Origin of the sequence: Streptomyces sp. NPDC055962 (assembly GCF_042270185.1) — a bacterium.
In the GTDB taxonomy this organism is placed as follows: domain Bacteria; phylum Actinomycetota; class Actinomycetes; order Streptomycetales; family Streptomycetaceae; genus Streptomyces.
Window position 1 is genome coordinate 880,941 of the sequence record NZ_JBHJYN010000001.1, and the last position, 26,319, is coordinate 907,259.

At 72.2% G+C, this 26,319-nt stretch carries 26 protein-coding genes; 12 read left to right on the plus strand and 14 right to left on the minus strand.

Going from position 1 to position 26,319, the window contains the following annotated elements; translation table 11 throughout:
• Window positions 1–277: 277 nt before the first annotated feature.
• Window positions 278–1,234 (plus strand): ScbA/BarX family gamma-butyrolactone biosynthesis protein, encoded by a 957-nt coding sequence (locus ACFC51_RS03920; RefSeq protein WP_376381140.1) that lies wholly within the window; start codon window positions 278–280, stop codon window positions 1,232–1,234.
• Between the two features lie 115 nt (window positions 1,235–1,349).
• Window positions 1,350–4,580 carry a tetratricopeptide repeat protein gene (locus ACFC51_RS03925; protein ID WP_376526900.1) on the plus strand — a complete coding sequence of 1,077 codons (3,231 nt, stop codon included), beginning with the start codon at window positions 1,350–1,352 and terminating at the stop codon, window positions 4,578–4,580.
• Between the two features lie 82 nt (window positions 4,581–4,662).
• On the opposite strand, the gene ACFC51_RS03930 is transcribed toward ACFC51_RS03925, so the two are convergent.
• Both ACFC51_RS03930 and mca read right to left on the minus strand, forming a co-directional pair.
• Window positions 4,663–4,932: a hypothetical protein gene (locus tag ACFC51_RS03930; RefSeq protein WP_376381134.1), complete on the minus strand. Its 270-nt coding sequence runs from the start codon at window positions 4,930–4,932 to the stop codon at window positions 4,663–4,665.
• Window position 4,933: 1 nt separating this feature from the next.
• On the minus strand, window positions 4,934–5,815 hold the full coding sequence (mca, locus tag ACFC51_RS03935; RefSeq protein WP_376381131.1) for a mycothiol conjugate amidase Mca: 882 nt from the start codon (window positions 5,813–5,815) through the stop codon (window positions 4,934–4,936).
• A gap of 97 nt (window positions 5,816–5,912) precedes the next feature.
• Here mca and ACFC51_RS03940 point away from each other — a divergent pair, with 97 nt between their 5' ends.
• Both ACFC51_RS03940 and greA read left to right on the plus strand, forming a co-directional pair.
• Window positions 5,913–6,317 carry a DUF4307 domain-containing protein gene (locus ACFC51_RS03940; protein ID WP_376381128.1) on the plus strand — a complete coding sequence of 135 codons (405 nt, stop codon included), beginning with the start codon at window positions 5,913–5,915 and terminating at the stop codon, window positions 6,315–6,317.
• 188 nt (window positions 6,318–6,505) lie between these two features.
• Window positions 6,506–7,003, plus strand: coding sequence for a transcription elongation factor GreA (greA, locus tag ACFC51_RS03945; RefSeq protein WP_376381125.1), 498 nt, complete (start codon window positions 6,506–6,508; stop codon window positions 7,001–7,003).
• A 61-nt stretch (window positions 7,004–7,064) separates the two neighbouring features.
• On the opposite strand, the gene ACFC51_RS03950 is transcribed toward greA, so the two are convergent.
• The 3 genes from ACFC51_RS03950 to ilvA form a co-directional block, all read right to left on the minus strand.
• A complete protein-coding gene (locus tag ACFC51_RS03950) occupies window positions 7,065–7,922 on the minus strand; it encodes an ABC transporter permease (protein WP_376380378.1) in 858 nt (285 codons plus the stop codon).
• Complete coding sequence (locus ACFC51_RS03955; protein ID WP_376380375.1) at window positions 7,919–8,941, minus strand: ATP-binding cassette domain-containing protein; 1,023 nt, start codon at window positions 8,939–8,941, stop codon at window positions 7,919–7,921. Before ACFC51_RS03955 ends, ACFC51_RS03950 begins: the two co-directional genes overlap by 4 nt.
• A gap of 151 nt (window positions 8,942–9,092) precedes the next feature.
• Window positions 9,093–10,322: a threonine ammonia-lyase gene (gene ilvA / locus ACFC51_RS03960; protein ID WP_376380372.1), complete on the minus strand. Its 1,230-nt coding sequence runs from the start codon at window positions 10,320–10,322 to the stop codon at window positions 9,093–9,095.
• A gap of 158 nt (window positions 10,323–10,480) precedes the next feature.
• On the opposite strand from ilvA, the gene ACFC51_RS03965 reads away from it, so the two are divergent.
• Window positions 10,481–11,011, plus strand: coding sequence for a MarR family winged helix-turn-helix transcriptional regulator (locus ACFC51_RS03965; RefSeq protein ID WP_376380369.1), 531 nt, complete (start codon window positions 10,481–10,483; stop codon window positions 11,009–11,011).
• Window positions 11,012–11,089: 78 nt separating this feature from the next.
• The gene (locus tag ACFC51_RS03970) at window positions 11,090–11,281 is read left to right on the plus strand and encodes a DUF1059 domain-containing protein (RefSeq protein WP_376380367.1); all 192 of its coding nucleotides are present in this window, start codon (window positions 11,090–11,092) and stop codon (window positions 11,279–11,281) included.
• 51 nt (window positions 11,282–11,332) lie between these two features.
• On the opposite strand, the gene ACFC51_RS03975 is transcribed toward ACFC51_RS03970, so the two are convergent.
• Window positions 11,333–12,478 (minus strand): cystathionine gamma-synthase, encoded by a 1,146-nt coding sequence (locus tag ACFC51_RS03975; protein ID WP_376380365.1) that lies wholly within the window; start codon window positions 12,476–12,478, stop codon window positions 11,333–11,335.
• A 79-nt stretch (window positions 12,479–12,557) separates the two neighbouring features.
• Between ACFC51_RS03975 and ACFC51_RS03980 the strand changes: the two genes are divergently transcribed.
• From ACFC51_RS03980 to msrA, 3 genes are all read left to right on the plus strand, one after another.
• A complete protein-coding gene (locus ACFC51_RS03980; protein WP_376380362.1) occupies window positions 12,558–13,661 on the plus strand; it encodes a hypothetical protein in 1,104 nt (367 codons plus the stop codon).
• A gap of 40 nt (window positions 13,662–13,701) precedes the next feature.
• Window positions 13,702–13,860 carry a hypothetical protein gene (locus ACFC51_RS03985; protein WP_376380360.1) on the plus strand — a complete coding sequence of 53 codons (159 nt, stop codon included), beginning with the start codon at window positions 13,702–13,704 and terminating at the stop codon, window positions 13,858–13,860.
• Between the two features lie 69 nt (window positions 13,861–13,929).
• Window positions 13,930–14,637 (plus strand): peptide-methionine (S)-S-oxide reductase MsrA, encoded by a 708-nt coding sequence (gene msrA / locus ACFC51_RS03990; protein WP_376380357.1) that lies wholly within the window; start codon window positions 13,930–13,932, stop codon window positions 14,635–14,637.
• 136 nt (window positions 14,638–14,773) lie between these two features.
• Here msrA and ACFC51_RS03995 read toward each other — a convergent pair whose 3' ends face one another.
• The gene (locus ACFC51_RS03995; protein WP_376380354.1) at window positions 14,774–15,130 is read right to left on the minus strand and encodes a helix-turn-helix domain-containing protein; all 357 of its coding nucleotides are present in this window, start codon (window positions 15,128–15,130) and stop codon (window positions 14,774–14,776) included.
• Between the two features lie 241 nt (window positions 15,131–15,371).
• Between ACFC51_RS03995 and adhP the strand changes: the two genes are divergently transcribed.
• Both adhP and ACFC51_RS04005 read left to right on the plus strand, forming a co-directional pair.
• Window positions 15,372–16,394, plus strand: coding sequence for an alcohol dehydrogenase AdhP (gene adhP, locus ACFC51_RS04000; protein WP_376380351.1), 1,023 nt, complete (start codon window positions 15,372–15,374; stop codon window positions 16,392–16,394).
• A 250-nt stretch (window positions 16,395–16,644) separates the two neighbouring features.
• Window positions 16,645–17,022 (plus strand): YrdB family protein, encoded by a 378-nt coding sequence (locus ACFC51_RS04005; RefSeq protein WP_376526902.1) that lies wholly within the window; start codon window positions 16,645–16,647, stop codon window positions 17,020–17,022.
• Between the two features lie 149 nt (window positions 17,023–17,171).
• Here the strand turns inward: ACFC51_RS04005 and gdhA are convergent, their stop codons facing one another.
• The 5 genes from gdhA to ACFC51_RS04030 all read right to left on the minus strand — a co-directional run bounded on the left by gdhA (window position 17,172) and on the right by ACFC51_RS04030 (window position 23,050).
• The gene (gene gdhA / locus ACFC51_RS04010) at window positions 17,172–18,551 is read right to left on the minus strand and encodes an NADP-specific glutamate dehydrogenase (protein ID WP_376380346.1); all 1,380 of its coding nucleotides are present in this window, start codon (window positions 18,549–18,551) and stop codon (window positions 17,172–17,174) included.
• 287 nt (window positions 18,552–18,838) lie between these two features.
• Entirely contained in the window at window positions 18,839–19,522 is a 684-nt protein-coding gene (locus ACFC51_RS04015) for an ABC transporter ATP-binding protein (RefSeq protein WP_376380343.1), read from the minus strand.
• 46 nt (window positions 19,523–19,568) lie between these two features.
• Entirely contained in the window at window positions 19,569–21,053 is a 1,485-nt protein-coding gene (locus ACFC51_RS04020) for an ABC transporter permease (RefSeq protein ID WP_376380340.1), read from the minus strand.
• 145 nt (window positions 21,054–21,198) lie between these two features.
• Window positions 21,199–22,467 carry an Ig-like domain-containing protein gene (locus ACFC51_RS04025; RefSeq protein ID WP_376371444.1) on the minus strand — a complete coding sequence of 423 codons (1,269 nt, stop codon included), beginning with the start codon at window positions 22,465–22,467 and terminating at the stop codon, window positions 21,199–21,201.
• A 181-nt stretch (window positions 22,468–22,648) separates the two neighbouring features.
• Entirely contained in the window at window positions 22,649–23,050 is a 402-nt protein-coding gene (locus ACFC51_RS04030) for a hypothetical protein (protein WP_376371443.1), read from the minus strand.
• 108 nt (window positions 23,051–23,158) lie between these two features.
• On the opposite strand from ACFC51_RS04030, the gene ACFC51_RS04035 reads away from it, so the two are divergent.
• A complete protein-coding gene (locus ACFC51_RS04035; protein ID WP_376371441.1) occupies window positions 23,159–23,479 on the plus strand; it encodes a hypothetical protein in 321 nt (106 codons plus the stop codon).
• A gap of 51 nt (window positions 23,480–23,530) precedes the next feature.
• On the opposite strand, the gene hutH is transcribed toward ACFC51_RS04035, so the two are convergent.
• Together hutH and ACFC51_RS04045 are read right to left on the minus strand one after the other, a co-directional pair.
• The gene (gene hutH / locus ACFC51_RS04040; protein ID WP_376371439.1) at window positions 23,531–25,081 is read right to left on the minus strand and encodes a histidine ammonia-lyase; all 1,551 of its coding nucleotides are present in this window, start codon (window positions 25,079–25,081) and stop codon (window positions 23,531–23,533) included.
• Window positions 25,082–25,139: 58 nt separating this feature from the next.
• A complete protein-coding gene (locus ACFC51_RS04045) occupies window positions 25,140–26,306 on the minus strand; it encodes a diguanylate cyclase domain-containing protein (RefSeq protein ID WP_376371436.1) in 1,167 nt (388 codons plus the stop codon).
• Window positions 26,307–26,319: the final 13 nt, after the last annotated feature.

Genomic DNA, 26,319 nt, shown 5'->3' on the forward strand with positions numbered 1-26,319 from the left:
GCACCGGGGGCGCCCCCTCTTACACCCCGGGCCCCGCTCCACCCCCCGCCCGGCGCCCTCACCCCGGTCGGGCGGGGGGGGGCGGGCCCCCCGGCGGGGGGACCCGCCACCCCGGGAGCCCGCCCCGGGCATGACGGCGGCCGGCTGCCCGCCACGCGTTTCACCGCCTGCCGCGCGCCGGGCCGAGGCCACCGGCGTCCTCGGCCCGCTCCGGCCGGCCCCGGCACCCTCACCGGTACGCGACCCCGCCTCGTCGCCCACGAGAAAGGCAACCTGCGTGTCCCCCACCGATTCCACGCTCACCCTGCCCCTGCCGCCGGATGCCAGGGACGAGGCCGGCCTCCGCTTCGTCCGGAGCGCGCCACGCCATCTCGTCGACCGGAGCGCGGTGACGGAGGTGCTGATCACGGACTGGCGGCGGCTGGGACCCGACGCGTTCCGGCTGGGCGCGCAGTGGCCGCGCGGGCACCACTTCTACGCGCCCGTCGCCGGTGCCTGGTACGACCCCCTGCTCGCGGCGGAGTCGCTCCGGCAGGCGTCGGTCCTGGTCGGGCAGACGTACTACGGGGCTCCGGCCGATCACCGCTTCACCATAACCGAACTGGAGTTCGAGATAGTGCCGGGCGCCATCCTGCTGGGCACCCGGCCCGCCGAGATGCGTCTGGAGGCGGCCACCACCGACGTCCGGCGCCGCCGGGACAGCCTCACCGCCCTCACCCTGGAGGCCGATCTGCTGCGCGGCGGCGACTTCGCCGGCGCGGGACGGCTGACGCTGCACGCGTCGGCCCCCGTCGGTCCCGCCACCCGGAAGGACGGCGCGTACCCGCCCCTGCCCGACCCCGTGCCGCCCGAGATCGTGGGACGCCTCGACGAGCGCGACGTCGTCCTCGGCATCCCCCGCAGCGCCGCGGCCCGCCGCGGCCTGACCTGGGACCTGCGGGTCGACCCCGGCCATCCGGTGCTCTTCGACCACCCCACGGACGAGATCCCCGGCATGGTCCTCGTGGAGGCCGCCCGCCAGGCCGTCCAGGCCGCCTGCGCCCCCTACCGCGTCCTCCCCGTCGAACTGCGCAGCGCCTTCCACGCCCCCCTCGACCTGGCCACCCCCTGCCGCATCTCCGCGACCAGACTCCCCGCACAGGACGCGGGCGAGGACGCCGCGGTCCGGGTCACCGCGTGGCAGTCCGGCCGCCTCGCCTTCGACAGCCTCGTGGTCGCGAGCCTGTGCGACTGAGCGGCCCCGGGGCCGGCCCGGCCGGTCGCTCTCTCGCGCTGACGGTCCGTACGCAGGACACTGGGTGCGTGTGACAGCTGGTCGGGTCGACGTTGCCGGAACCCTGGGGGGACACATGCGGGACAGCCATCGGGCGGAAGCCGAACGGCTGTTGGTACGCGCCGTGGAGGAAGAGACACGACGGACAGGCGGCCGGACGGACTCCGGCGCGCTGCTGGCGCGTGCGCGGGGCGCGCTCGACGCCATCTCCGCGGGCGCGGCCGACGAGTACGCCGCCTACACGCAGGCGCTGGACGCGGCGGAGGCCGGGCGGCAGCCATGGGCGGCACAGTTCAGCAGAGCGACGCTGGGAACCCCGCTGCTGGTCACGGGAGTTGCCGCCGCGGCGGCCTTCGGGGCGGACCTGGCGCTCGGCACCGCGACCGGTCTCGCCCTCGGCGCGGGCGCCGTCGTCGCCGTGGCGGGCACGACGGCGACGGTGGCCCGGGTGACGGCCTCCCACTGGCCCGCCGCACACCGCAGGGCGGGCGAGCTGAGCCGGCCCGGCGGCCCCGAACAGCTGCGGCTGGCGTGGCTGACGGCCCTGGAGGTCCGCGGCATCCGCCCGTTCCTCGACCAGCAGCGCGTACTGACCGCCTCCACCCGCCCGCCGAAGAAGAAGGCGGGAGCGTCGGTGGTGCCGCAACTGCGCGGCGGGGACCGCAGCGCGGCCGCCCGCACCCGCTCACTCCTCGAACAGTCCTTCGGTCATCTGCCCTCCGCGGACGGCCCGTTCGCCGGCCGCCGCACCGAACTGGCGCGGATCGGCCAGTGGGTGCACGCGGCACGTGCCGCCACCGAGACCAGGCCGACCGTCGTCGTCCTGCACGGCGCCCCGGGCTCCGGACGCACGGCCCTCGCCGTACGGGCGGCTCACGAGCTCAGGGACCAGTTCCGCGGGGCGTGCGTGGTCGACCTGCGCGGCGACGTCTCCGGCGAGGCACCGCTGCCGACCCGGGACGCCCTGCTGCACCTGCTCAACCGGCTGGGCGCGCCGCGCGAACAGCTCCTCTTCCGTGAGCGCTCCTCCCCCGACCAGCAGGTACGCCGGCTGAGCGAGCTCTACCACCAGCACCTGACGGGGACGCCCGTGACGATCGTCCTGGACGACGCCACCGACGCCGCCCAGGTCCGCACGCTCGTCCCCGAGCGCTCCGACAGCCTCGTCCTGGTCACGTCACGCGAACCGCTGGACCTGCCCGGCGACACCCCGGCCCGGGTGCACCACCTGGCCGTCGGGGCTCTGGACGCGGCGGGCGCCGAGGAACTGCTGCGCGCATCGGCCCACGACGCGGAGGCCGGCCCGTACGACTACCCGTCGACCGACGCCGTCACCGAGCTGTGCGGCGGCCTGCCGCTCGCCCTGCGCGTCGCGGGGTCCTCACTCGGCGCGCGTACCCGGGCGGAGCTCGCGGCCGCCCTCGGGGCGTACGGTCCCGTCGCCCCCGTGGAGCGGGCCCTGTGGCTGCGCTACACCGACCAGTCGGAGGCCGGCCGCCGGCTGCTGCGGCGGCTCGCCCTGGCCGGACGCTCCAGCCTCGGGGCGGCCGCCGCGGCCTCGCTGCTCTCCTCCGACGAGCAGGAGGCCGGCCGCCTCCTGGAGTCACTGGCCGGGGCCGGGCTCCTCGTCCATGTGCGGGGCGCGCGCTACCGGCTGCACGACCTCGTGCGGGACTTCGCCCAGGCACGGCTGCTGGACGAGGAACCTGCGACGGACCGTACGGCGGCGCAGGAGCGCCTCATCCAGAACTACGCGGAGCTCGCCGACTCCGTGATCCGCATGGTGGACGGCAAGATGTCCACCCGCGCCGGCCAGTTCGGCTCGCACGGCTTCAGCTCGCTGGACGCCGCCCTGCGCTGGCTGGACGACGAGTCGAGCTTCATCACCTCGGCGCTGCGGCACACGGAGGGCGTCGACCAGGGGGCGGTGCTCCACCTCCTGGGCGCCCTGTGCGACTACTGCCTGCTGCGCGGGGACCTCTACCGGCTCGGCGAGATCAGCGAGCTGACACGCGCCGTCGACCAGGGGCTCCTGGAGCGGTCCGTCCAGTGGCGCACGGGCATCGCGGCCCGGCAGCTCGGCGAGCTGGACAAGGCCCGCACCACGCTGTCCTCCGTCGTCGGCCTCTACCGCGAGGCGCAGAACGACGCGGGCGCCGCCCTCGCGCTCTGCTCGCTCGGCATCACACTGCACCACCAGGGCAATCTGCGGGAGGCATCCGCGCGGCTGCGGGAGGCCCTCGGCCTCCAGGCCTCGCCGGAGCAGGCCGAGGACCGCGCCTGGTCCCTGCACGCCCTCGCCGCCGTCGAGCGCGACCGGGGCGATCTGGCGGAGGCCCTGACCCTGCTGGACACCGCGCTGGCCCTGCACCGTGAGGGCGAGTCGCTGCACGGCGAGGCGTGGACGCACTTCCAGCTCGGCCAGGTCTGCCTGCGGATGGGCGAGGTCGCGCGGGCCGATGAGGAGCTGTCCATCGCGCTGGACCTGTACGGCCGCACCCGGGACGAGCGCGGGGAGGCCTGGGCCCTGACCCAGCTGGCCCGCGCCCGGCTGATGGACGGGGAGGCCGGCAGCACGGCTCCCGCGGTGGAGCAGCTGCGCGGGGCCCTCGCCCGGCACCGGGGCAACGAGGACGCGCGGGGCGAGGCCTGGACCCGGTACTACCTGGGGCAGGCCCTGGAGGAGGACGGCGACACCGACCAGGCCGTACGGGAGCTGGAGCGGGCCCGCACGATGTTCTCCCGGATGCGGGACGTCTACGGGCTGGCCTGCGCCCGCCACCACTCGGGACGCGTCACCCGCGACCAGCGGGCCGCGCAGACGGGCAACCTGCGCAACTCCGGCTTCGCCCGGCAGCTCCTGATGGACGCCCGGGCCGACTTCCGGCGGATCGGGGTGGCCCACGGCGAGGCCTGGACCTGCCTGGAGCTGGCGCTGGTCGACGGGGGCAACAACCGCGCGGCGCAGGCGCTGGATCTCTGCGGCGAGGCGATCACCCTGTTCGCGTCGTACGGCGACGTCCGGGGCGGCGACTGGGCGGCGTTCCTGCGGTGCACCCTGCTGCCGTACGCCTCACCCGGCGGCAGCGAGGTGGGCACGGCGGTGGCCCAGCAGGAGCTCGCGGACCTGCTGGAGGCCGCCCACCCGCTGCGCGACGCGAAGCTGGAGGACTGCGCCGAGGCCTTCCGGGTCGTCCTGAACCGCGGGGTCGACCTGGACGAGGGCTGGCAGGCATGGCGCCTCGGCCTGACGCCGTCCCGGCACGCCCGCGAGGTGATGGGGGTGCCGGTCGGCGTACGGCCCTGAGCGCACGGGCGCCGGGCGGGCGGGGCGGGCCCGCAGGCCGCCCGGCCCGGTGCGCCGGCCGCGCCGCGCCGGCCTGCCCGCGTCAGTCCTGGCCGGAGGGGCCCGCCTTCGTCGCACCGGAGGCGGCCGCCTCGGTCCTGCCGTCGGTGCCCTCGGGCTCCGCGGCCGGGTCGGGGGCCTCCTCGAAGTCGACCCTGCCCATGTGGCGGTTCATCGACTTCATCAGGAACCACACCCCGACGGCCAGCGCCGCGAAGACGAGGAAGCCGAGGACCCCTGGGGTCACCTTGTTCTTGTCGAGCTCGTCGGCGGCGAGCGGAACGAGCTGCGTCAGTGCCTGGGTCGCGTACATATCAGGCATTGTCGCGGATGCCCGCGAAGAGGTCGCTCTCGGGGAGGGAGGTGTCGACCAGGGACTTGGCGAGCTCGTACTCCTCGGTCGGCCAGACCTCCCGCTGGACGTCCATCGGGACCCGGAACCAGCCGCCGTCCGGATCGATCTGCGTCGCGTGCGCGATCAGCGCCTTGTCACGGATCTCGAAGAAGTCGTCGCACGGGATGTGCGTGGTCAGCGTGCGTTCGGCGCGCCCGAACTCCTTCCAGCGCTCCAGCCAGTCGCCGTACGGGGACTCCAGCCCACGGGCCAGCAGCGCCTCGTGGAGGGCGACCGTGCGCGGCTTGTTGAAGCCCTGGTTGTAGTACAGCTTCTGCGGCTGCCAGGCCGGGCCGAACTCCGCCTCGGGGAACCTCTCGGTGTCCGCGGCGGCCTCGAACGCGATCATCGAGATCGTGTGCGTCTTGATGTGGTCGGGGTGCGGGTACCCGCCGTTCTCGTCGTAGGTGGTGATCACCTGCGGCCGGAACGCCCGGATCTTCGCGACGAGGCGGCCCGCCGCCGTCTCGTCGTCCTCCAGCGCGAAGCAGCCCTCGGGCAGCGGCGGCAGCGGGTCGCCCTCGGGCAGACCGGAGTCGACGAAGCCCAGCCACTCCTGCCCGACGCCGAGGATCTCCCGGGCCTCGTCCATCTCCTTGCGGCGCACCTCGTGGATGTTCGCCTCGATGTACGCGTCCCCCTGGAGCTTCGGGTTCAGAATGGAGCCCCGCTCGCCCCCTGTGCAGGTGACGACCAGGACGTCCACCCCCTCGGACACGTACTTGGCCATGGTGGCCGCGCCCTTGCTCGACTCGTCGTCGGGGTGGGCGTGCACGGCCATCAGTCTCAGCTGCTCGGTCAAGACTCGGTCCTCAGTGATTGGTCGCAGTGGTCGGCTTCTATAGTGACTGAACCGGGGGGTGGAAAATTCCTCGATCCCCGGTACGGGAGGAACGATCATGGCAGCGGTTCGCGAGGCCTTGCCCGAGGGGCGCTACGGCCGGTCGCAGGACGAACGCGCGGACCGCACGCTGAAGATCACCGGCTCCGTCCTGGGGGTGCTCTTCCTGGCCATGATCGGCTGGTTCGGCTACGACTACGTGGCCGGCCAGGACGTCAGCGCGGAGCTCATCAAGTCCAAGGTCGTCTCGGACAGCCGCGCGGAGGCCCACCTCGAGGTCCGCAAGGACCGGGACGCCGACGGGCACTGCACGCTCCGCGCCCTCAGCGAGGACGGCGGCGAGGTCGGCCGGGCGGACTTCCGCTTCGACGAGCGCTCCGAGCGGATCGACGAGGTCGTCTCCCTGCGCACCACCTCCAGGGCCACGGCGGTGGAGCTGAAGGGGTGCTCCGCGGACGGCTGACCGCGCGGGGCGCGCGCCGCCCCTGATGCCCGCGCTCCCGCCCCGACCTGCAGGAACGCGCGTGTGACGTTTTACCTTCTCCCCCTTTTCGCGCGGAATTGTTAGGCTCGTTGTTTCGCCCACCCGTGGCAGCGCATGCTTGGGGTAGGGCGTTGCTTTGTATTCCCAGCACCGACGAGGAGCACCCTGTGACCCAGACCAGCGATAACGTCACCTGGCTCACGCCGGAGGCGTACAACCAGCTGAAGGCGGAGCTGGAGTACCTGTCTGGTCCCGCGCGCACGGAGATCTCCGTCAAGATCGCGGCGGCCCGCGAGGAGGGTGACCTCCGCGAGAACGGCGGGTACCACGCGGCCAAGGAGGAGCAGGGCAAGATGGAGCTCCGGGTCCGTCAGCTGACCCAGCTCCTGGAGCACGCGAAGGTCGGCGAGGCCCCCGCCGACGACGGCGTGGTCGAGCCCGGCATGGTCGTGACCATCGCCTTCGACGGCGACCTGGACGACACGGTCACCTTCCTGCTCGCCTCCCGCGAGTACGCGAGCACCGACATCGAGACCTACTCCCCCCAGTCCCCGCTCGGCACCGGCGTGAACGGCAAGCGGGTGGGCGACGACGCGGAGTACGAGCTCCCGAACGGCAAGAAGGCCACCGTGAAGATCGTCTCCGCCAAGCCGTACCAGGGCTGATCCCGGAGTCCACGAAGGAGCCCCGGCCGCGTGCGCGGCCGGGGCTCCTTCGTGCGCGGGGTCAGGCGGTGGCCGAGCGGTACCTGCGGACCGCGAGCGTCCGGAAGACCACGACGATCACGACCGACCAGATCACCGAGGCGAGGATCGGGTGCTGCATCGGCCAGGCGTCGGGGGTGACGAACCCCGGCGGCAGGTTGCCGAACAGCTCACGGCAGGCCTGCACGGTGGCGCTGAAGGGGTTCCACTCCGCGATGTGACGCAGGACCGTCGGCATCTGGTTGGCGTCCACGAAGGCGTTCGAGATGAACGTCAGCGGGAAGAGCCAGATCAGCCCGCCGGACGTCGCCGCCTCCGGGGTGCGCACGACCAGGCCGATCAGCGCGCCGATCCAGGAGAAGGCGTAGCCGAGCAGGAGCAGCAGCAGGAAGCCGAGCAGCACCTTCCCGAGGTTCTCGTGGGTCCGCCACCCGATGATGAGGGCGACCCCGGCGAGCACGACGAGGGTGAGCGCGGTCTGCACGAGGTCGGCGAGGGTACGTCCGGTGAGGACGGCGCCCCGGGCCATCGGCAGGGACCTGAAGCGGTCGATCAGCCCCTTGTGCATGTCGTCGGCGATGCCCGCACCGGCGCCCGCGGTCGCGAAGGTGACGGTCTGGGCGAAGATGCCGGCCATCAGGAACTCTTTGTAGGCCGTCGACGACAGGGAGCCGCCGACCTTGATGGAGCCCCCGAAGACGTAGGTGAAGAGCACCACGAACATGATCGGCTGGACCAGTCCGAAGATCACCATCTCGGGGATCCTGGCCATGCGGATCAGGTTGCGCCTGGCGACGACGAGGGAGTCGGCGACGGACCGGCCGATCGTCCCCCGGGTCTTCAGCGGCATGACGTCCGGCGTGTCCGTGACGGCGGTCACCGGCTGTCCTCCTTCCGGCCTTCTTCGGCCTCGGTCGGTGCGTCGGACGGGACCGACGGGTCCTGGCCGTTCTTCTCCAGCTCGGCGGCGTGACCGGTCAGCGAGATGAAGACGTCGTCCAGGGTGGGGCGGCGCAGACCGATGTCGTCGATCTCCACACCGTGGGTGTCCAGGTCGCGGATGACCTCGGCGAGCAGCTTGGCGCCGCCGGTGACCGGCACGGTCAGCTTGCGGGTGTGCTCGGCGACGGAGATCTCCCCCTTGCCGTACGCGGCGAGCACCGAGCGGGCCGGTTCGATCTCGTCGGGCCGGTGCACGACGACCTCGACGCGCTCGCCGCCGGTACGGGCCTTGAGCTCGTCGGACGTACCGCGGGCGATGACCTTGCCGTGGTCGATGACGCAGATGTCGTGGGCGAGGTGGTCGGCCTCCTCCAGGTACTGCGTGGTCAGCAGGAGCGTCGTGCCGCCGGCGACGAGTTCCTGGATGACCTCCCACAGCTGCTGCCGGTTGCGCGGGTCGAGTCCCGTGGTGGGTTCGTCCATGAACATGACCGGCGGGGAGACGACGAGCGCCGCCGCCAGGTCGAGACGGCGGCGCATGCCGCCGGAGTACGTCTTCGCGGTGCGGTCGGCCGCGTCGGCGAGGTTGAACTTCTCCAGGAGCACGGCGGCGCGCTTCTTCGCGTCGCGCGCACTCATCTGGTAGAGCTGCCCGACCATCTGGAGGTTCTCACGGCCCGTCAGGTATTCGTCGACGGCGGCGAACTGGCCGGAGAGGCCGATCGAGCGGCGCACCTCGTCGGGATTCTTCAGCACGTCGATGCCTGCCACGACGGCCCGCCCGCTGTCGGGCTGGAGCAGGGTGGTCAGGACGCGTACCGCGGTGGTCTTGCCGGCACCGTTGGGCCCCAGCAGCCCGAGGACGGTGCCTTCGGGTACGTCGAGGTCGACGCCGCCCAGTGCTCGTACATCGCCGAAGGTCTTCACCAGGCCTTCGGCGTAAATGGCGCCTGGCATACGGGATTCCCCCAGTTGCTTTCGCGTGAATTCCTGAGCGGATCGTAGAGTTTCCGGCTGCTGCGAGCCGGGAACACCGGGATGTTCGGCGATGCACAGTAAAGGCCGTGCGCAGCCGCCGACAACAGGTTTTGCCGGGAGATCCCGCCGCTCAGATCCTCACCAGGTAACCTGCGGAACGCAGTTCGGAGGCCACCTCGTCGCAGTGCCCGGGCCCCTTGGTCTCCAGGTGGAGTTCTACCTCGGCCTCGCTGAGCCCCAGCCGGGGATCGGTCCGCACGTGCTGGATGTCCAGCACGTTGGCGTCGGCGACGGTCAGGGTGGCGAGCAGGGCGGCCAGCGCCCCGGGACGGTCGGTGAGCCGGAGCCGCAGGCTCAGGTAGCGGCCCGCCGCGACCATGCCGTGCGTCAGGATGCGCTGTATCAGCAGGGGGTCCACGTTGCCGCCCGACAGCACGGCGACGACGGGTCCGCGGAAGGCCCCCGGGTCGCTCAGCAGCGCCGCGACGGGGCTCGCCCCGGCGGGCTCGACGACCATCTTCGCCCGTTCCAGGCACAGCAGCAGCGCACTGGAGAGCTCGTCCTCGGAGACCGTGCGGACCTCGTCCACCAGCTCCTGGACCAGCGGGAACGTGAGGTCGCCGGGCCGCCCCACCTTGATCCCGTCGGCCATGGTCTGCACCGCGTCGAGCGCCACCGGGTGCCCTGCGGACAGCGAGGGAGGGAAGGCGGCCGCGCCCGCCGCCTGGACGCCGACGATCCGGACGTCGGGGCGCAGCGCCTTCACGGCGACCGCGATGCCCGCGGCGAGACCGCCCCCGCCGATGCCGACGACGATCGTGCGGACCTCGGGGCACTGCTCCAGGATCTCCAGGCCCACGGTGCCCTGGCCCGCGATGATGTCCGGGTGGTCGAAGGGGTGGATGAAGACGGCGCCGGTCTCCTCGGCGTACTCCTGGGCGGCGGCGAGCGTCTCGTCGACGACGTGCCCGTGCAGCCGGACCTCGGCACCGTACTCGCGGGTCGCCGCCACCTTCGGCAGGGGCGCGCCCACGGGCATGAAGACCGTCGAACGTACGCCGAGCAGCGAGGAGGCGAGTGCTACACCCTGCGCATGGTTTCCGGCACTCGCGGCCACCACGCCGGACGCCCGCTCGACAGGGCTGAGACCGGAGATCCGCACGTACGCGCCACGCAGCTTGAAGGAACCGGTGCGCTGGAGGTTCTCGCACTTGAGGTGGACCGGTGCGCCGACGAGGGAGCTGAGATGGCGGCTGCCCTCCATCCCGGTCGTTCGGGCCACCCCGGACAGCATCTTCTGCGCCCCTCGGACGTCGTCGAGGATCAGCGGAGGAAAGGGGCCTGACGTACGGAAGGTCATGACAGCAAGTCTTGCAGCTCGGAGCGGTCCGGGCCGTCGCATCTCATGGCGGCCTGCGGTGGTGTCCACAGGTTTGTGCAGCGCTGGTACACGTTGCCCCGTGGCCGCGTACTCTGTCCCCCACCCATCCGACACTCGCACGAAGAGAGCCCACGGCCATGCCCCCTCAGGACATGACGACTGCTGCGTCTCCTTCCGGGGGCGCGGCCCCCGGACATCCGGGAACGGACCACCTCCTCGACGCGCTCCAGCACCAGGTGGCCGTCTTCGCCCGGCGTGCCGAGCAGACCCGCCTCGGTGGTGTCGGCCAGGTCCGCAACTCGATGGACCGGGCGGCCTACCTGCTGCTCAACCGCCTCGACGTGGAAGGCCCCATGGGCGTCAAGGCGCTGGCCGCGGGGATGGGGATCGACTCCTCGACCGTGACCCGGCAGGTCGCGCCGCTCGTCGACACCGGTCTGGTCAAGCGCACCTCGCACCCGGAGGACGGGCGCGCCGTCGTGCTGCAGCTGTCGCCGCGCGGCCAGGCCCGGCTCGACGAGGTCCGCGCCTCGCGGCGTGAGCTGATGTCCCAGGTGACCGACGGGTGGAGCGAGGAGGAGCGGGACACCTTCTGCGCCCTGCTGACCCGGTTCAACTCCTCGCTGGCGGCCCGGCAGGCGGCGAACCAGCCGGCCCAGGACAGCTGAGGGACACTCCCGGCCTGTGGGCGCGGCGTTTCGGACCTACGCTTGAAGTGCGTGCACTCGTCCATCGAGGAGGCCGCCATGACACGGAAAGTCGCCGACTGCCGCAAGTACCCGAGTGTGTCGAACTGTTCCCTCACCATCTCCGGTGAGGAGGACGAAGTGGTCCGGGCCGCGGTGGAGCACGCGGTATCGGTCCACGAGCACCAGGACAGCCCCGAGATGCGTGAGCAGATCCGGGCTTCGCTGGAGGACGAGAAGGTAGCGGTCTGAGGCCGCACGGTCCGCCCGGCCGGGAGATCCCGGCCGGGCGGACTCCTGCCGTCAGCCCAGTGCCTGCGTGAGGTCGGCCAGCAGGTCGTCGGCGTTCTCGATGCCGACGGAGAGCCGGACGAGGTCGGCCGGCACCTCCAGGGGGGAACCCGCGGCGGAGGCGTGCGTCATGCGGCCCGGGTGCTCCAGGAGCGACTCGACACCGCCGAGCGATTCGCCGAGCGTGAAGAGCCTGGCGCGGTTGCAGACCTCGACCGCCGCCTCCTCGCCGCCCGCGACCCGGAACGACACCATCCCGCCGAACGCCTTCATCTGCTTGGCGGCGATCTCGTGGCCGGGGTGCTCCGGGAGGCCCGGGTAGAGGACCTGGGTCACCTTCGGGTGCCGGGTGAGGAGGTCGGCGACCTTGGTGGCGTTCTCGTCGTGACGGTCCATGCGGACCGCGAGGGTCTTGATGCCGCGCAGCACCAGCCACGCGTCGAACGGTCCGGCCACGGCGCCCATCGCGTTCTGGTGGTACGCCAGTTCCTCGGCCAGCTCCGGGTCGCTGACGACGAGCGCGCCACCGACGACGTCCGAGTGACCGCCCATGTACTTGGTGGTGGAGTGCACCACGACGTCGGCGCCGAGCGCGAGCGGCTGCTGGAGGTAGGGGCTGGCGAAGGTGTTGTCGACGACCAGCCGGGCGCCCGCCTGGCGGGCCACTCCGGCGACGGCCGCGATGTCGGTGATGCCGAGCAGCGGGTTCGACGGCGTCTCCACCCAGATCGCCTTGGTGCGCGGGGTGAGCGCCGCCCGTACCGCGCTCACGTCCGAGGTGTCGGCGACCGAGAACTCCACACCCCAGCGGGAGGCGACCTTCGCGAACAGCCGGAACGTGCCGCCGTACGCGTCGTTCGGGATGACGACGTGGTCACCGGGGGTCAGCAGCGTACGAAGGAGGCAGTCCTCCGCGGCGAGGCCCGACGCGAAGGCGAGTCCGCGTCGGCCGCCCTCCAGCGCCGCGAGGTTCTCCTCCAGCGCGGTGCGGGTGGGGTTGGCGCTGCGGCTGTACTCGTAGCCGCCGCGCAGTCCGCCGACGCCGTCCTGCTTGTACGTGGACACCTGGTAGATCGGCGGGACCACGGCGCCGGTGAGGGGATCCGCCGTGTTGCCGGCGTGGATCGCAAGGGTCTCGAAGCTGTGCTGGTCGCTCATGGGGCCCGAGCGTAGTTCGTCGGGAGGGGAGTTGAAGGCCACTCGCCGCCCGCTCTGCCGTCCGGGGACAATGGACCGCATGGAGATTCTGTGGTTCCTGCTCGCCCTGTGCATGCTCGTCGCCGTCGCCGGCCCGCTCGTGCTGCGCCGCCGTGGCGGTATCCGCCAGGTGGCGCCCGGCTCGCCCGACGCCGCCGACCCGGACACCTACGGCTTCGCGCGCCAGGAGGAGCTGGACGTCCGGATGCCGGGTCCTGACCAGGACCTCCTCGACGTGCTGGACGTCGTGCAGGGAACCGGGAGCTGGCGAGCCGCCTCCCAGCTGCTCGCGGGGACGCCCGAGGAGAGCGAGATCCGCTGGCAGCGGGTGCAGGCGTTCGCCGGCGCGGCGTCGCTGGAGCTGGCCCGGCAGCCCGGTACGGGCGGGGCGTGGCTGCGGGCGTGGCGGGCCGAGGCCCCGAAGGACGCGGGCGCGGCGGCGGTGCACGCGGAGTTCCTGGTGCAGCAGGCGTGGCGCACGGGCACCGTGGGCACCGACGACTTCCGGATCATCCTGGAGGAGGCCCGTACGGTCTGCGGCGAGGCCGCCCTGCTCGCTCCGGGCGATCCCGTCCCGTACCTCGTGGAGCTCGCCGTGGCCCGTGGGCTGGGGTACTCCCACGAGCAGTTCGACCAGCTCTGGGCGAAGATCATCGACCGTGCCCCCGCGCACATGGGCGCCCACATCGCCGCCCTGCACTTCTGGTGCGAGAAGTGGCACGGCTCCCGCGAGGAGGCCGACCGTTTCGCGACGGCGGCCGCCGCCCGCGCCCCGCAGGGCTCGCTGCTCGCCGCGCTGCCGCTGTTCGCCGTGTACGAGCACCTGCCCGAGGTCAATCTGGTGCAGGGCTTCTACCGGGGTGCCGTCGTGACGAAGGCGGTCGAGGGCGCGATGTTCGCAGTGCACGCGGCCCGCGCCGACGACCCGATGCTCGCGCACGTCCGGCACCTGCTGGTCCTCTTCCTCGTCCGCATGGAACGCTGGTCGGAGGCGATGCACCAGCTCGTCCACATCGACGGCCACGTGGGGGCGCTGCCCTGGACCCAGAACGCCGACCCGGCCGCCGAGTACACGGTGTACCGGGCGCTGGCCGTCGCCGGGTACGAGGCCAACGGCGGCAGCCCCGCGACCCTGCTCCACTGACCCGGCACACCCGCCCTCCCCGGATTGGACCGGCACACCCATGGCACGACTGATCCCGCTGATCCTGATAGCCCTCGCCGTCTGGTTCTGGCTGCGGGCGCGCAGGAAGACGGCCTCCTACCTGTCCTCCTACGAGACCCCGGAGGCCGGGGGCCGCAAGGACGACGAAGGGCGCGGTCCCCGGGCCCCGGCGGCCTGACGTCATGGAATCCCCGGCACCCCCACCGCGTTGTACGGGGTGGACCACGACCCCAGGAGGAGCCCCCGCATGTTCCTGACCCGCCGCACCCCGCAGCTCCCCACCCCGGAGGAGGCCCTGCGCGGCCGCCCCACCCCCGAATTCACGGTGCCGGACCGCCACACCGTCCTCGGCAACCCGCTGACGGGCCCGTACCCGCAGGGCCTGGAGGTCGCCGACTTCGCGCTGGGCTGTTTCTGGGGCGCCGAGCGCAAGTTCTGGCAGACGGAGGGCGTCTGGACGACGCTCGTCGGCTACCAGGGCGGCTACACCGAGAATCCCTCGTACGAGGAGACCTGCTCGGGCCTGACCGGCCACACGGAGGCGGTCCGAGTCGTCTTCGACCCGAAGGTCGTCAGCTACGCGGACCTGCTGAAGCTCTTCTGGGAGTCCCACAACCCGACCCAGGGCTTCCGCCAGGGCAACGACGTGGGTACGCAGTACCGCTCGGCGCTCTACACCCACTCCCCCGAGCAGGCGGAGGCCGCCGAGGCCTCCCGCGAGGCGTACCAGCAGGTGCTGACGGGTGCCGGCTTCGGCACGATCAGCACGGAGATCCTCCCGGCCGAGGGCCGCACCTTCTGGCCCGCGGAGGCGTACCACCAGCAGTACCTCGACAAGAACCCCGACGGCTACTGCGGCATCGGCGGCACGGGCGCCACGCTGGAGTCCCCCTCCGAGACGAACTGGGGCCGCGCCTGCCCGACGGGCATCGCACCGGCGCCGACGGAGGGCTGAGCCCCGCCCTCCGTGACCACGTGATCGCTGCCCTGTTCCCCCGCCCGGCTGCGGGCGGGGGAAGCTCCGGAGGGCCGTGACCGCGTCACCGGTGGAGTAGAAGGCTCCGCCCCCCGGCCCGTGCGCGGGCGGGCGGTCAGGCGGCCAGCCGCACCTCACCCGCCGAGGAGCGGGCCGGGGACACGCGGGAGGAGACGTTCCGGCGGGCGAGCTCTCGTTGCGCCAGGGAGAGCACGTCGGCCAGCCCGAGCCCGAGCGAGCCCGCCGCCGCAGCGAGCACCTCGGACGAGGCTTCCTTACGGCCGCGCTCCACCTCGGAGAGGTACGGCACGGAGATCTGCGCGGCCTCGGCCACGTCCCTGAGGGTCCGCTCCTGCGCGCGCCGCTCGCGGCGCAGGACGTCGCCGACGACGTCACGCCAGAGGGGCTCACGCACGGCGGGGACAGGACGCAGGGGTGTGACCCGGGCGTATTCCGGGGTGTGGCTGCTCATCGTCCGAGCGTAGGAACGATCCGCCCGGAGCGGGAGGGGAAACCCTTCCGCTCCGGGCGGATCTGCTGTCGGCAGAAGAGCTGTCGAGGAACGCGGTCGAGACGGGCGGTCGCCCGCCCCAGGGACCGCGGGAAAGTCAGCGGTCGCGCCCCCGCAGCCACGACAGCAGACTGATGTGACGGGCGGGGGCCTCCGGGCCCCGTCGCCGGAACGGACCTCCGGAGGCGTCACCATGCAGGTCATGAAGGCAGCGGTCGTCAAGGACTTCTCCGCTCCCCTCGTCGTCGAGGACGTGGAACTCCCGGTGCCCGGGCCGGGGCAGGCCCTCGTCGAGGTGCGCTACTCCGGCGTGTGCCACACCGACCTGCACGCGGCGCACGGCGACTGGCCCGTGAAGCCGGCCGTTCCCTTCGTCCCCGGCCACGAAGGGGTGGGGAAGGTCGTCGCCGTCGGTGACGGGTGCTCGCGCCTCGCGGTCGGCGACACCGTCGGCAACGCGTGGTTCTGGTCCGCCTGCGGGGCGTGCGAGTTCTGCGGGACGGGCCGGGAGACCCTCTGCCCGGACCAGCGGAACGGCGGCTACTCGGTCGACGGTTCGTTCGGCCGGTACATGCTGGTGGACTCCGCGTACGCCCCCGTGATCCCGGAGGGCGTGGACCTGGCCGCCGCGGCGCCGATCCTCTGCGCGGGGGTGACCGTCTACAAGGGGCTCAAGGAGTCCGAGGTCAGGCCGGGGCAGTGGGTGCTCGTCTCGGGTATCGGCGGTCTGGGGCACATCGCCGTGCAGTACGCGCGCGCCATGGGCATGCGGGTGGTCGCCGTCGACGTGTCCGACGAGAAGTGCGCGCTGGCCCGCCGCCACGGTGCGGAGCTTGCGGTCAACGCCCTGACCGACACGGACGCGGCGGCCACGATCGCGGAGTTCACCGGCGGCGGGGTGCACGGCGGGCTGGTGACCGCCGTCAACGGGGCGGCGTTCTCCCAGGCCGTGGGCGCCCTGCGCAGGGGCGGGACGCTGGCCCTGGTGGGACTGCCGCCCGAGCAGTTCCCCCTGGACATCTTCTCCACGGTGCTGTTCGGCCTGACGGTCCGGGGCTCCATCGTGGGGACGCGCACAGATCTGGCCGAGGCCCTCGACTTCTTCGCCCGGGGGCTCATCGAGCCGACGTACACGCTCCGCCCGCTCACCGACATCAACCAGATCTTCGACGAGATGACCGCCGGCCGCATCGACGGCCGTGTGGTGATGGACATGAGCCTCTGAGCGTCCCGGGGCAACGGCGCCTCCCGCGCGTACGATTCCGGCCCTTCCGCGCCCGGCGGAGGGGGCGGAACCGTACGCTGACGCCGGGCCGGTTGCCGGTGGTCGTCTGCGGCCCCGTGCTGTCCGGGCAGCGCCGGGACGTCCGCGGCCGGGTCGACACCCTCCTGGAACCGTCCGGTACCGCACCGGGCACCCGTACGGCGCCCCTGGGCACAGCCCCTGAGGGGGCCGGGACACGAGAGGACTCCGTATGACGGCAGGCGACGACCACGGCCCTGTCCCGTGGGACCGCCCCTGGTTCGCGGCGAACGAGGTGCTCGCGTTCGTCCTCGAACTGGTCGCGATCGGCGCTCTGGCCTGGTGGGGCTTCACGGCGCCGGAGGGTGCGGCGGCGTCGTCGGCGCTCGGGATCGGGGCGCCCGCGGCGGCAGTCGTGCTGTGGGGCCTGTTCGCCGCACCCCGCGCCCGTATCCCCCTGCCGCTCCCGGGGGTGCTGGCCGTGAAGACCGTGGTGCTCGGAGGCGGCGCGGCAGCGGTGTACGCGACGGGGCACCCGGCGGCGGCCGTGGTCCTGGCCGCGGTGACGGTGGCGAACACCGGCTGCGCCGAGTACTACCGACGCCGGTAGCACCCACCGGCGCCCTCCGCACAGCGGCCCGGCAGCACCCCCGGCGCCCTCGCACACCGGCCCGGTGGTGCCCACCGGGCCTCGCGCACCGTCCCGGTCCGCAGTCGCGGGGGCGGGGCGCGCCGCCCCGGCCCCGCATCGCGGCACCGTCAGATCAGGCCCTGCGCGAGCATCGCGTCCGCGACGATCTCGAAGCCCGCGATGTTCGCGCCGACCACGTAGTTGCCCGGGCTGCCGTACTTCTCCGCCGTGGTGTGGCAGGAGTCGTGGATGTGCCGCATGATCTGCGCGAGGCGCTCCTCGGTGTGGGCGAAGGTCCAGGAGTCGCGGGAGGCGTTCTGCTGCATCTCCAGCGCGCTGGTGGCCACGCCGCCCGCGTTGGCCGCCTTGCCGGGGGCGAAGGCGACACCCGCCTCCTGGAGGATGTGGACGGCTTCCGGGGTGGTGGGCATGTTGGCGCCCTCGGCGACCGCCTTGACCCCGTTGCGCACAAGGGCCAGCGCGTCGGCCTCGTGGAGTTCGTTCTGGGTGGCGCAGGGCAGGGCCACGTCCACGGGGACGCTCCAGACGCCTGTGCCCTCGACGTACCGCACGTGATCGCCGCGCCGCTCGGCGTACTCGGAGATCCGGCCGCGGCCGTTCTCCTTGATCTCCTTGAGCAGGTCGAGGTCGATGCCCTTCTCGTCGACGACGTAACCGCCGGAGTCGGAACAGGTCACGACGGTCGCGCCGAGCTGCTGGGCCTTCTCGATCGCGTAGATGGCCACGTTGCCGGAGCCCGACACCGCGATGCGCTGGCCGTCGAGGGACTCGCCGCGTACGCGCAGCATCTCGGCGGTGAACAGGACGCAGCCGTAGCCGGTCGCCTCGGTACGGGCCTGGGCGCCGCCCCAGCCGAGGCCCTTCCCGGTGAGCACACCGGACTCGTAGCGGTTGGTGATCCGCTTGTACTGGCCGAAGAGGTAGCCGATCTCCCGGCCGCCGACGCCGATGTCACCGGCGGGGACGTCGGTGTACTCGCCCAGGTGGCGGTGGAGTTCGGTCATGAAGGACTGGCAGAAGCGCATGACCTCGGCGTCGGACCGCCCCTTGGGGTCGAAGTCCGCGCCGCCCTTGCCGCCGCCGATCGGCATGCCGGTGAGGGCGTTCTTGAAGATCTGCTCGAAACCGAGGAACTTCACGATGCCGAGGTTGACCGAGGGGTGGAAGCGCAGCCCTCCCTTGTACGGGCCGAGCGAGCTGGAGAACTCGACGCGGAAGCCGCGGTTGACGTGGATGTCGCCGGCGTCGTCCGACCACGGCACCCGGAAGATGAGCTGGCGTTCGGGCTCGCAGACCCGTTCGATGATGCGGGCGTCGACGAGCTCCGGGCGCTGCGCCAGCACGGGGCCGAGGGTTTCGAGGACCTCACGCACCGCCTGGTGGAACTCGCCCTCGCCCTGGTTGCGCCGCAGGATCTCCGCGTAGAGGGGTTCGATGACGCGGTTCCCGGCGGTGCGCGGGGTCAGGATTTCGGAACTGGCCGGCATCTGATCAAGACCTTCCGTGGGTGGGCTCGTGCGCGTCGGCGCCCCCTGTCCCCGGAGGCGCCTACGGCCCGTGGGGGCCGTTGCACCCGGCAAGTCTCGCAGCGCGGCCCGGCCTCGCCCGGGCGACATCCACGGAACGGACGGGGTTGTTCGCCCCGGTAGGTTCCTTTCTGCACCCGTACGCCCGTCGGCGCGGGGCCGTACGGCGCCCGCCCCGCGGGGCCGTACGGGTGGCGAACCTCACAGCCGGAGGAGGACGGCCGTGAGGTCCGCGCGCCGGTGCGGATTCACGCCGCCGCGTTCTCCGTGACCGTGACCTTTCCCTTGCGGATGGTCGCCACCCGGGGTGCCTTGCGGGCGAGGGAGCTGTCGTGGGTGACCATCACGAAGGTCAGTCCGTGCTCCTTCCACAGGCCGTCGAGCAGTTCCATGATCTCGTCGCGCATGGACTCGTCGAGGTTGCCGGTCGGTTCGTCGGCGAGCAGGACCTTCGGCCGCTTCACCAGGGCCCTGGCGATCGCGACCCGCTGCTGCTGGCCGCCGGACATCTCGCTCGGCAGGTGGGTGGGCCGGTCGCCCAGGCCCACCGACTCCAGCGCCTCCGCCGCGCGTTCGCGGCGGGTCTTCGCCCCGAGGCCGAGGGGGACGAGCGCCGTCTCGACGTTCTCCTGGGCGGTGAGCGTCGGGATCAGGTTGAAGCTCTGGAAGACGAATCCGATGGACTCGGCACGGACCTTGGTCAGCCGGGACTCGGGGAGCTTGGCCAGGTCGACACCGTCGAGCTCGATGGTGCCCGAGGTCGGCCGGTCCAGTCCGCCGAGCATCTGCAGCAGCGTGGACTTGCCTCCGCCCGTCGGGCCCTGGATGACGAGCCGTCCGCCGTCCTCGATGGTCAGATCGACGCCGGCGAGCGCGTCGACGGGGTTCTTGCCGCGCATGTAGCGCTTGGTGACGCCCTTGAGCTGGTACACGTGTGGACTCCTGCTGTACGTACGGGAGGGGTGGGGCGGGGCGGTGTTACGCGACGCGGCGCAGTGCGTCGGCCGGCCGCAGCCGCGACGCCCGCCAGCCGCCGAAGGCCCCCGCGGTCAGCCCGCCCGCCACGGCCAGGCCGACGGCGATGAGGATCGTGGTGAGGGAGACCGGGGCGGTCAGCGCGATGTCGAGGGTCTTGGACGCGGTCTGGCGGCCGGGGCCGCCGCCGCCCATCGGGCCGCCGCCCATGCCGCCGCCGCCCATGCCGCCGCCTCCGCCCGTGGAGCCGAGCTGGGCGCTGAGGGTGGGGCTGACGGCGGTCACCGCGTAGGCGCCCGCGAGGCCGACGGCGATGCCGAGGACACCGCCCATCAGGCCGTTGACGAGGGCTTCGCCGACGACCTGGCGGGTGACGCGGCCGCTCTTCCAGCCGAGGGCCTTGAGGGTGCCGAACTCGCGCACACGGCGGCTGACGGCGGAGGAGGTGAGCAGTCCGGCGACGAGGAACGCGGCGGCCAGGACGGCGACGGAGAGCCACGTGCCGACACTGGAGGCCAGGTCGGAGGCGGTGGAGAGGGAACCGGAGACCGTGTCGGCGAGATCCGCGGAGGTGGTGACCGTCGTGCCCGAGATGTTCTTCTGGATGGCGGCCTTGACGGTGTCGATCTGCTGGGAGTCGGCGGCCTTGACGTAGACCGTGGTGACCTTGTCCTTGGAGTCGGCGACGGTCTGCGCCTGCTTCAGCGGGATGTAGACGTTGGCGGCCGCGTCACCGCTGTCCGCCGTGGAGACGCCCACGATCGAGTACGTGGTGCCGGAGATGGCGACGGTCTTGCCGACCGCGAGCGACTTCTCCTTGGCGTAGGCGGAGTCGACGACCGCGACCTCGGCGTCGGTCTCGGCCGCCTTGAAGGTCCGGCCCTTGGTGATCTTGGAGGAGGTCAGCGGGCCGAGGTCCTGCTGGGTGACGTCGGTGCCGTAGACGGTGAAGGAGTTGACGTCGAAGGATGCTCCGCCGCCCTCGACCCGGCCCTGCGGCTGGCCGCCGCCGCCCTGGCCGCCCCCCGGGCCGCCCTGCCCGCTCTGCCCCGAGCTCTCGTCCTGCTTGAACTCGCCGCGCTTGAACTGGCCGTCCACCTTCATGACCGTCAGGCTCAGTCCGCCGACGGCGTCGGCGACGCCGTCCTGCTCGCCCACCTTGCCGACGGTGCTGGAGGCCAGCGTCTGGAAGCCCTGGACCATGACCCGGTCGGTGCTCTGGGTCGCGTCCTCGTCGTCCTTGGCGTCGAACTCGAACCGGGGGCGTCCGGTGCCGCCGGAGCTCTGCGCGGCGGCCGCCTTGGTCACCGTCATGTCGGTGCCGAGGCCGTACAGCGATTCGAGGACCTTGTCCTGGGCCTTGCTCATGCCCGAGGAGACGGAGCTGACGATGATGACCAGCGCAATACCGAGGGCGAGCCCCGAGGCGACGACGAGCGCCGCCTTTCTGCGGCGGCGCAGCTCGCGCCGGAGGTAGGTGAAGAACATGGCGCGAAGCTATGGAGCGGGCGTGATGAGGAGTTAAGGGCCCGATGAGAGCTGGATGAGAACCCTGGCGCCCCGTGTACGCCGAAGGCGGCGGCACCCGGGGGAATCCGGGTGCCGCCGCCTTCGGAGGGGGAAAGGGCGGGGATCAGGCGGCGGAGCCCGCCGTCCACTCCGACCAGCTCATGTTCCAGCCGTTGAGGCCGTTGTCGGGGGCGATGGTCTTGTCGGGGCTGTTCGTGACGATGACCAGGTCGCCGATCAGCGAGTTGTTGTACAGCCAGGCGGCAGGGGTGCCGGAGTCGCCGGCGCCCTTCGTGTCGGACAGGCCGACGCAGCCGTGGCTGGTGTTCGCGCTGCCGAAGATCGACTTGGCGCCCCAGTAGTTGCCGTGGATGAACGTGCCCGACGTGGACAGCCGCATGGCGTGCGGGACGTCCTTGATGTCGTACTCGCCCTTGCCGTCGTCGTCCGTGAAGCCGACCGTCGAACCGTCCATGCGGGTCTCCTTGAACTTCTCGGAGATCACCATCTGGCCGTTGTACGTCGGGTTGTCGGCGGAGCCGGCGGAGATCGGGATGGTCTTCACGGTCTTGCCGTCCCGGGTGACCGTCATGGTGTGCGCCTTGGCGTCCACGGTCGAGACCTGGTTGCGGCCGACCTTGAAGGTGACCGTCTTCTGCTGCACACCGACGACGCCGTCGGCGCCCTCGACGCCGTCCAGGGCCAGCTTCAGCGTGACGGTGGAGCCGCCCTGCCAGTAGTCCTCGGGGCGCAGGTCGAGGCGCTGGTTGTTGAACCAGTGACCGACCACTTCCTGGCCGCTGCTCGACGTCACCTTGATGCCGTCCTGGACGGCCTTCCTGTTGGTGATCGCCTTGTTGAAGTTGATCGAGACCGGCATGCCGACGCCGACGGTGGAGCCGTCCTCGGGCGTGAAGTTCCCGATGAAGCTGTTCTCGGGCGACACCGTGGTGAAGGAGCTGTTGGCGTGTGCCTCGCGGTCCTTCGAGTCGGCCGCCGTGGCGCTGATCTTGTACGTCGTCGAGCGTTCGAGCTGGCCGCTGGGCTTCCAGCTGGACCCGTCGGCGGCGAGGGTGCCCTCGACGGCGTCGCCGTCGGCCGTGGTCATGGTGACCTCGGTCAGCTTGCCCTTGGCGACGGTGACCATCGCGGCGTTGTTGATGCTCGCGTTGGTCGCCCCGTTCTTCGGGGCGATCGTTATCTGCGCCTCGGAGGTGTCCTTGGCGGCCGCCTCGTCCACCTGCGCCTGTGACGTCTTCGGGCTGTCGGCACCTGCACCGGTGTTCCCGCCGTCGTCGCTACAGGCCGACAGCACCAGAACGCCGCCGAGCAGTGCGGACGCGGCCATGAGGCCCTTGCGCCGCTTGCTGTCCGTGATCACACGCTTCTCCATCGTTGCCGATTCCCCAAGATCCCCGGACAGGGTCGCCCGACGGCGATGCCCCGTCAATGTTCCAAGAACACCGCGACCGGGTCTTCCGTTCCACATCCGCCGGGGATGTGGGGAACACCACTCATCGACGCATCCGGGACCGCGGCGGTTCCCGCCACCAGTGAGGAGTGCCCCGAGGGCGTCAGCGTTCCGTGTGTCCGCCACCTTCTTCGTCGTCCGTCTCATTGTCCTCGATCCCGTAGTACGCCTCGTCCCCGTCCTCTCCGGCGGCCCATTCCTCGGCATCGGGGTCGTAGTCGATCGTCTCGCTGCTCCAGGAGGCCTGGGCGAGCTCGACCCCGGGCACCTGGCTGACCAGATCGAACGGGTCGATCAGCGAGGCAAGGGCTTCCGCTGCGTCTTCCCTGACCGTCTCCTCGGCATGCGTACGTTCCTCGGCGGACTCGTCGGCGGCCGCGCCGGAGGCGGTGAAATCGGCCGCGATGCTCTCCAGCGCGGTACCGGTCAGGGCGTCCGCGTCGCTGATCTCCAGCACCAACTCCACGCGAAGCCGAACAAATGAGGGTGTCTCCGAAGTGCTCATACGCCGGAGCGTAAGGCTCCCGGGACCCGCGGCTTTCCTCCGACCCGCTGCTTTGCTTAGCATCGGCCCACGGGGCTAACTGATGGTTGTCGCAAGGGGATCGATTCTGTGTCCATCGCTCGTCGCACGCTGCTGACCACCACGGCAGCAGGCACCCTGCTCTGCGCTCTCTGGTTCGTCCCCTCGGCCAACGCGACCGGCGGGTCGGGCGCACACAGTGGGTCCACCGGCTCGTCCGCCGGTTCCTCCACGGAGTTCCGACAAGCCTCGGCCACGGGGGAGTTCACCTCGCAGGACACGCTGGCCGACACCGGTACGGGCGTCGACACGACGCCGTACCTGGTCGGCGGCACGGCGTCGCTGTGCGTCGGCGCGGGGTTCGTCGCGTACTCCGTGCGCCGCGGCGGCATGGCGGCCCGCGGCGTCTGAGACGGTGCGGCCGCCGCAGCCCCGTCACCGGGACGCGGCGGCCCTCCGGTCTCAGGCCAGCGGGCCGGTCACCGCCTCCACCGCCGCGACCAGCTTCCCCTCCCGCACGAACGCGTCGGCAGCGGCCAGGTCCGGGGAGAGGAAGCGGTCCGGGCCGGGCCCCTGGACACCGGCGTCCCGCAGCGCCGCGATGACGGCGAGCGAAGCGGGCCCGGGGGTCAGCCCCTCGGCCACGCGGAGCTCCACGGCGCGCGTGGCGGCGTACAGCTCCACCGCCACGATGCGCGCGAGGCCGGAGACGGCCGTACGCAGCTTCCGCGCGGCCGACCAGCCCATCGAGACGTGGTCCTCCTGCATCGCGGAGGACGGGATCGAGTCGACGGACGCCGGGACGGCGAGCCGCTTCAGCTCGCTGACCAGGGCGGCCTGCGTGTACTGGGCGATCATCAGCCCCGAGTCGACCCCGGCGTCGTCGGCGAGGAACGGCGGCAGCCCGTGCGAGCGGTTCTTGTCCAGCAGCCGGTCCGTGCGGCGCTCGGTGATCGATCCGAGGTCCGCGGCGACGATCGCCAGGAAGTCGAGGACGTAGGCGACGGGCGCCCCGTGGAAGTTTCCGTTGGACTCGACACGGCCGTCGCTCAGGACGACCGGGTTGTCGACGGCGGAGGCCAGTTCGCGGTCGGCGACGAGCCGTCCGTGGGCGAGGGTGTCGCGCCCCGCACCGTTGACCTGGGGGGCGCAGCGCACGGAGTAGGCGTCCTGGACCCGGGGGGCGTCGTCCTGATGGTGGCCGGTGAGGCCCGACCCGGCGAGGACCCGCAGCATGTTGTCGGCGGAGACGCCCTGGCCGGGGTGCGGACGGATGGCGTGCAGCTCAGGGGCGAGGACCCGGTCGGTGCCGAGGAGCGCCTCCAGGGAGAGCGCCGCGGTGATGTCCGCGCCGGTGTAGAGGTTCTTCAGGTCCGCCAAGGCCATCACGAGCATGCCCAGCATGCCGTCGGTGCCGTTGAGGAGGGCGAGGCCCTCCTTCTCGCGGAGTTCGACGGGGGTGATGCCGTGGGCGGCGAGCAGTTCGCCTGCCGGGCGCACGGTGCCGTCGGCGCCCTCCGCCTCGCCCTCTCCCATGAGGGTCAGGGCGCAGTGCGAGAGCGGGGCGAGGTCGCCGGAGCAGCCGAGCGAGCCGTACTCGTGGACGACGGGGGTGATGCCCGCGTTGAGCACGTCGGCCATGGTCTGCGCGACCTCGGGACGCACGCCGGTGTGACCGGAGGCCAGCGTCTTCAGCCGCAGGAACATCAGCGCCCGTACGACCTCGCGCTCGACGTGTGGGCCCATGCCGGCGGCGTGCGAGCGGACGATGTTGCGCTGCAGCTGCGCCCGCAGGCCGGGGCCGATGTGCCGGCTCGCGAGGGCGCCGAAGCCGGTGGAGACGCCGTAGACCGGCTCGGGCTTGGCGGCGAGGGCGTCGACCGTCTCGCGGGCGGCGGCGAGCGCCTCGACCGCGGCTGCGGAGAGCTCCACCCGGGCGCCCTGGCGGGCCACGGCGATGACGTCCTCGGCGGTGGTACCGGACGTCCCCACCACGACTGTATGCATATTCATATTCAGAAGCCTACGGACTGAAACCCGCCATGTCACCAGTGGTCGCCCGGTTGACCCCTTACCGATCGCCGCCGGGCGGGTTGCCGCGCAGCCTCCGGCGGTCGTGGGGGGACCGGGGCGGCGAGTCGGCGAGCCTGATCACGTCACCGTCGCGTCCCGCGACCACCGGCCGCCGCGAGTGCGCCGCCTTCGCCTGGTACTGGGCGGCGTCCGCCAGGCGGAAGAGCCGGCGCGCGGAGTGGACCGGCCCGATGTCGTCGCCCGTGGACGCGACACCGCAGGCGACCCCGTCGCCGAGCTCCAGGGCCACGGCGCGGGCGCAGAGCTCCTCGGAGACCCTGACCACGTCGTCCGCCGCGGGCCCCACGGCCAGCAGACAGAACTCGTCCCCGCCCAGCCGCGCGGAGAGCGCCCCGGGGAGCATCGCACCGCAGAGCGAGAGCACGGAGCCGAAACGTTCCAGCAGCCGGTCTCCGAAGGCGTGGCCGTGGGTGTCGTTGACCGCCTTGAGCCCGTTCAGGTCGCAGACGACCAGGCTGACCACGGCACCTTCGGAACGGTGCAGGTCCACCGCCTCGTCGAGCCTGAGGTCGACGGCCCTGCGGTTGGCGAGGCCCGTCAGCGGGTCCGTGAAGGCCAGCTTGCGGACCTCCTCCAGCCGCTCGGTCTGCGCGATGCCCGCCGCCGCGACGGCGGCCAGCACGGTCGCGAAGTCCGCGTCGTCCCGGTCGAAGACCGGGGCCCCTGCCGGACGGGCCACGTACAGCTCGCCCCAGGCCCGCCCGTGCAGCACGATCGGCGCCACCACGCAGCAGCCCCGCCCGCGCCGGCGCAGCGCGGCGACCCGCTGGTGGCAGTACGGGCGGGCGCCCCGGGCCGGGCCGCCGGAGCCCGGCCCGCCGTCCGCGGTCTCCACCCAGGCATCGGGCTCGCCCCCGCCCGCCCAGCGCTCGTGGAGGAATTCGGTGATCTCCGGGAACTGGTGCACGGGGTAGGACTCGCTCTCGGGGAACTCCTCCTCCCCCTCGGCCCGCTCCCCCGCGTTGACCAGCACGCGCAGTCTGCCCTGCTCCCGCTCCCAGACGGAGAGGGCGGCGAAGCTGCCGCCCAGCGCCTCGCACGCCCCCACCGCGGCGGCATGCCAGGACTCACGTGCGGTGTAGGCCGCCGCCATCGTCTGTGCCAGCGCAACCACTGCGCGCAGGCGCGCATCTTCACCGCCCATTGCCCCAGCTTAG